Annotated in this window: 6 protein-coding genes; 1 reads left to right on the top strand and 5 read right to left on the bottom strand. The window is 37.3% G+C overall.

Going from position 1 to position 4,778, the window contains the following annotated elements; all coding sequences use genetic code 11:
• Positions 1-192: 192 nt before the first annotated feature.
• The 4 genes from FRY97_RS21425 to FRY97_RS21440 all read right to left on the bottom strand — a co-directional run bounded on the left by FRY97_RS21425 (position 193) and on the right by FRY97_RS21440 (position 3,046).
• Positions 193-630: a PaaI family thioesterase gene (locus FRY97_RS21425; protein ID WP_020535371.1), complete on the bottom strand. Its 438-nt coding sequence runs from the start codon at positions 628-630 to the stop codon at positions 193-195.
• An 85-nt stretch (positions 631-715) separates the two neighbouring features.
• Positions 716-1,612 (bottom strand): dioxygenase family protein, encoded by an 897-nt coding sequence (locus tag FRY97_RS21430; RefSeq protein ID WP_147169668.1) that lies wholly within the window; start codon positions 1,610-1,612, stop codon positions 716-718.
• Between the two features lie 82 nt (positions 1,613-1,694).
• The gene (locus FRY97_RS21435; RefSeq protein ID WP_211213907.1) at positions 1,695-2,024 is read right to left on the bottom strand and encodes a DoxX family protein; all 330 of its coding nucleotides are present in this window, start codon (positions 2,022-2,024) and stop codon (positions 1,695-1,697) included.
• A 140-nt stretch (positions 2,025-2,164) separates the two neighbouring features.
• Entirely contained in the window at positions 2,165-3,046 is an 882-nt protein-coding gene (locus FRY97_RS21440; protein ID WP_020535373.1) for an SDR family oxidoreductase, read from the bottom strand.
• Positions 3,047-3,177: 131 nt separating this feature from the next.
• Here FRY97_RS21440 and FRY97_RS21445 point away from each other — a divergent pair, with 131 nt between their 5' ends.
• On the top strand, positions 3,178-3,567 hold the full coding sequence (locus FRY97_RS21445; protein WP_147169669.1) for a winged helix-turn-helix transcriptional regulator: 390 nt from the start codon (positions 3,178-3,180) through the stop codon (positions 3,565-3,567).
• Between the two features lie 26 nt (positions 3,568-3,593).
• Here FRY97_RS21445 and FRY97_RS21450 read toward each other — a convergent pair whose 3' ends face one another.
• The gene (locus tag FRY97_RS21450; RefSeq protein ID WP_211356948.1) at positions 3,594-4,646 is read right to left on the bottom strand and encodes an LLM class flavin-dependent oxidoreductase; all 1,053 of its coding nucleotides are present in this window, start codon (positions 4,644-4,646) and stop codon (positions 3,594-3,596) included.
• Positions 4,647-4,778: the final 132 nt, after the last annotated feature.

Here is a 4,778-nt window from a genome sequence, read left to right on the forward strand (position 1 = left end):
GCTTGCAGAGAACGTTTTGCGTGTATGAGAAGTAGCGGATTAAAAAGCACTTCACTTTCAGTTTGGCACTGACTTTTATTAAAAGCACAGACCTTTGATTTAGCACTAAAACCGCTATTTCTTATACACGCTGTTACCTGCTGGCTATTTTTATTTCAGTTTATATTCTCTTCTCTATTTTAGAAAACATTTTTACTTTTCTGTCGGATTATCTTTTGGAAAAAAATTATAAACACCTTTTCCTTCTGCAATTAGTTCATCATTTTGGAAGGCTTTCATTTTCGTTACAAGTATTCTATTTCCAAATCTAACAATTTTGCCTTCTACAATTATTGACGATGCTTCTGCGCCTTTTAAATAATCTATTCTTATATCAATTGTTACTAATTTATCCTCAAAAGATTTAAAGTGAGTTCCGCCCGCAATTCCTCCAACAGAATCCATTATTGTTGCAATAATTCCTCCGTGCCATCTGTTTCTTCTAAAATCACCGACCACTTCGTCTCTAAAGGGAACGCTAACTCTTACAAATCCATTTTCGAGGACTAATAATTTCAGTCCTAAAAATTTATGAATTGGAATATTTTGTTCAATTACTTGTTTAAAAAATTCATTGTTTTGTACTGTCATTTCATTCTAGTTTATATTTTTTCACATCGCTCCAAATTTCTACCTTCATATTAGTATTTACATAAGTAGGTGTTTCTATTTTAATTCAGGATTCAATAATAAAACTACGTTCACTAAAAGCTGGAATAGTTGGTTCACCTTCGAAAAAATGCTTGATTTCATCTGTCTTATCTATAAGTCCCAAACTGTAAAGTACAGGAACGTAATGGTCGGGAGTAGGAGCGGCTAATTTCCCTAATTTATGACTGTTTTGGTAATTAATGAGATTGGCAAAGTTTCGGGAATCAATTTGTTGTTTAATCCAAGCATCGTATTCTGCCTCCCAGCCATAAGGAGTTGTATTGTTTGTGCGCATTTTTTGCATTGCCAATGGCAAATTATGGATAAGTGCACCGCTACCAATTATTAAAACCCCTTTGTTTCGCAATGATTTTAGTTGTTTGCCCAACTCATAATGATATTCGGGCTTGGCGTAATAGTCAATACTTAGCTGAAAAACAGGAATATTGGCATCTGGAAATAAGTGCATCAGCATTGGCCACGCACCGTGGTCTAAACCCCATTCCGTTGTTTCGGAAACGGAAGGAACAATTTTCTTTACTTCGTGAGCAATTTCGGGCGAACCTTTGGCATTGTAATACACTTTGTAGTATTCTTCTGGAAAACCATAGTAGTCGTAAATCTGTTTTTGATCAGGAGAAACATTTACGAATGTACCTTTAGTACACCAATGTGCTGATACGACCAATGCAGCTTTTACTTCATAATTTTTTTGAAGATTAATCCCTAAGTCATAAAGTTTTTGCCAAAATTCCCTTTCACTTCTTGAAACCGGGATGTCCATCGGGTTTCCGTGTGAGGTAAACAGCACCGGCATTTTTTTACTCTGTGAAGGAAGTGTGTCAGTAAAATTTTTAAGGCTGCTTAATGTTCCCATTGCGGTTAAGGCTAAAATTGATTGAAGAAATTTTTTGCGTTCCATAGTAATTTATAGTTTGGGTTGAATAGGTACTTTTTTATACCTGCCCCATGCAATGAAAAGTGCTATTGCTCCTAAAATCAAATTAAAGCCTAATACTTGATATTCGCCTTTGGTTATATGATATATAAAAGCGAACACCATAACCATAAAGACCCAACGCTGCCAAAGGCGTAAAAAATGGTTTAATGCGCAATAAGGCAGGCAGTAAAAGTCCGATACCGCCAAGCAATTCAGAAATACCAATGAACCTGACAAAAACCACAGAAAAGTCATTTACCCAAGGCATTGATTTTCCAAGTTCTTCAATGGGTTGAGTTGACTTCATAGCACCTGCCATTAAAAACATGGCTGCTAGTAATGCTTGTGCTACCCACAAGGCTATGTTTAGTGTTTTATTGTTTTTAATTGTCATATTTTATTGGTTGTCTGACAATTTTTGTGGTTTGAGGATGGATTGATTATAGGAGTTTGTAAATCATTGATAATAAACCCCAAAGGAGTGAACTGTTTTCCTACTTGACAATCCTCTACAAAAATTGTCAGACAACCTTTTTATTTTTTAAATTTAGCTAAGAGAAATTCTTGAACTGAAGTTGGTTTACGACCGAGTAGTTGAGTTAATTCAGTTGTAGGAACATTCATAGTATCCGCTGCAAAAGCAACTGCAAATGCTGCAAACATGCGTGCATACATCTCAGGAACACCATATTGCATTAAGGTTTGCTGATATTCTTCTTGTTCGGGAGAAACATAGTTTATCGCAACTCCGGTAATATCAGAAATGTACTTCGCAACTTCTCCAAACGACACTGGTTGCTCAATTCCAATGTTGTATGTTTTATTTTCGTGACCGCCCGTAGTTAACACATTAGCAAGTGCTTCTGCAATTTCGTTACGAAGTACAAAATTTATTTTTCCATCACCTGCCGGAACAAAAATGGTTTTGGTTTCTAATACCTGTTCACCTACAAAATCCATTAGCATATCCAAATAAAAAGCGTTTGCAAAAAGAGTATAAGTAATGCCTGATTCTTTAAGGTATTTTTCGGTTTTCACATGATCCTCGGTAATAAACCAAAGCGGAGATTTAGGGTCGTCATGGGTTCTCATAAAGCCCGTATAGATGATATGCTTCACACCACTTTCTTTTGCAGCTTTGATCGCATTGATGTGCTGCACCGCTCTGCTTTTTGTCATTTCGCTTGAAGAAATTAGTAGCAAAGTTTCTACGCCTTGCATAGCAGAGCGAAGGGAATCAAAATCATCATAGTTGCCTATTTTTACATCTACACCCTTAGATTTTAATTCTGCTGCCTTTGCTTCATCTCTTGCCAAAGCTGAAATTTGATTTGCTGCAACACCTTTTTCAAGCAGAAAGTTAATTGTTGACTTCCCTAGCTGTCCTGTTGCTCCCGTAATTAATACTTTATTCATAATGATTTTATTTTTTTTAGTGACACATTTTTTTAACTGTGCAAATATAGTTACTTTTGCTATACTTTAGTAACTATTATACCATAGTATATTACTATACTTTAGTATAGCATAAGCATAAACAGGATAAAATGAGCAGAATATCACAATTAGAAAGTGTAAAGAAGTGTTCGGGAGAGTTTGTTTTAGCCATAAACGATACGATGAACGTGTTGAACGGCAAATGGAAATTGCCGATAATAGGTTCTTTGCTCTATGGCAAAAAACGCTTCAAGGAATTGGAAAGGGAAATTCCTAAAATCACGCCCCGTATGCTTTCCAAAGAGCTGAAAGACCTGGAAGTCAACGGCATTGTAACCCGCACTGTTTATAATACCATACCTGTTACAGTAGAGTATGAACTGACAGAATCGGGAAACACCCTCAATACGGTTTTGGATGCTATGATAGCATGGGGCTTGCAACACCGCAAAATGGTTATCGGAAAAAAGGAGAAGGTTGCGGAAACTGTCAGTGTTTAACAAAGTGGTGGTTTTTAGAGGTGCCCTTAAATAGTTCCCGCTTTAATCTTTTCTTTAACAAGCGGAATTACTTTTGTCGCATAAACGCTTATTGCTTCTTTAACTATATCGTGAGGCATAGTTGCCAAAGGCATTTGAATTATAAACCTGTCAATGTTCAAATGGTTTATAAGCAACATAATTTTGTCAGCTACTTCTTCGGGTCCACCTACAAATAATCCTTGTCCTGAGGAACGTGCGTAATCAAAATCGCTTCTGGTGTAAGGCGGAAAACCACGTTCTCCCAATAAGTGATTTCTGTAATACTGTATGTATGGAAAAAATGTGTCGGCAGTTTCTTTGCTGTTGTTAAGCACAAAACCGTGTGCGTGAACGCTGAATTTTAATTTATCCGAATCGTGCCCACTTTCTTGTGCTACCGCGCGATACAATTTTGCGTAATTACAGAAATCAACAATATTGCCACCCAACATAGCTAAAACCACGGGAAGTCCAAGTTTTGCCGCTTTAATGACTGTACTCCGCGAACCACCCAAGGCCATAGATATGTTCAATGGTTTTTCGGTACGTGGATAAACGCCTAAGTTGTCAATCGGACTTCTTGTTTTTCCCCTCCACGTAACAAATTCGTTATCTCTTGCTTTAAGTAACAATTCAAGTCGTTCATCAAACAATAAGTCGTATTGATTGAGGTCGAAACCAAACAAAGGAAATGATTCGGTAAATGCACCACGACCAACCAATAATTCTGCTCGTCCATTACTGATGGCATCAATTGTAGCAAAGTCCTGATACACACGAATGGGATCGCTGGTCGATAAAACGGTGACGGTACTACCCAATGTAATGTGTTTGGTATTTCCCGCAGCCGCAGCCAACACTATCGCTGGCGATGAAGCCGCAAATTCTCGTCTATGATGCTCGCCTACGCCATAAAAGTCAACTCCCAATTTGTCAGCCAATACAATGTCATCAACCACTTGTCGAATGCGTTCTGCTTGTGATATAGTTCTGCCCGTATGTGGGTCAGGCATAACATCGGCAAAGGTGGAAATGCCATATTCAATTTTCTTTTTCATACTTTATTATAATGCTAGCGGTGCTTCACTATTGTGGTTGATATTATTTACATTACTTATCTAGCGTGCATATTTTTCCTTCTTTCACTTCCAAAGCAGTTTCTGGATGCGTTTTTTACACAATAAAAAATT

Source organism: Phaeodactylibacter luteus, assembly GCF_007993045.1.
In the GTDB taxonomy this organism is placed as follows: Bacteria; Bacteroidota; Bacteroidia; order Chitinophagales; family Saprospiraceae; genus Phaeodactylibacter; species Phaeodactylibacter luteus.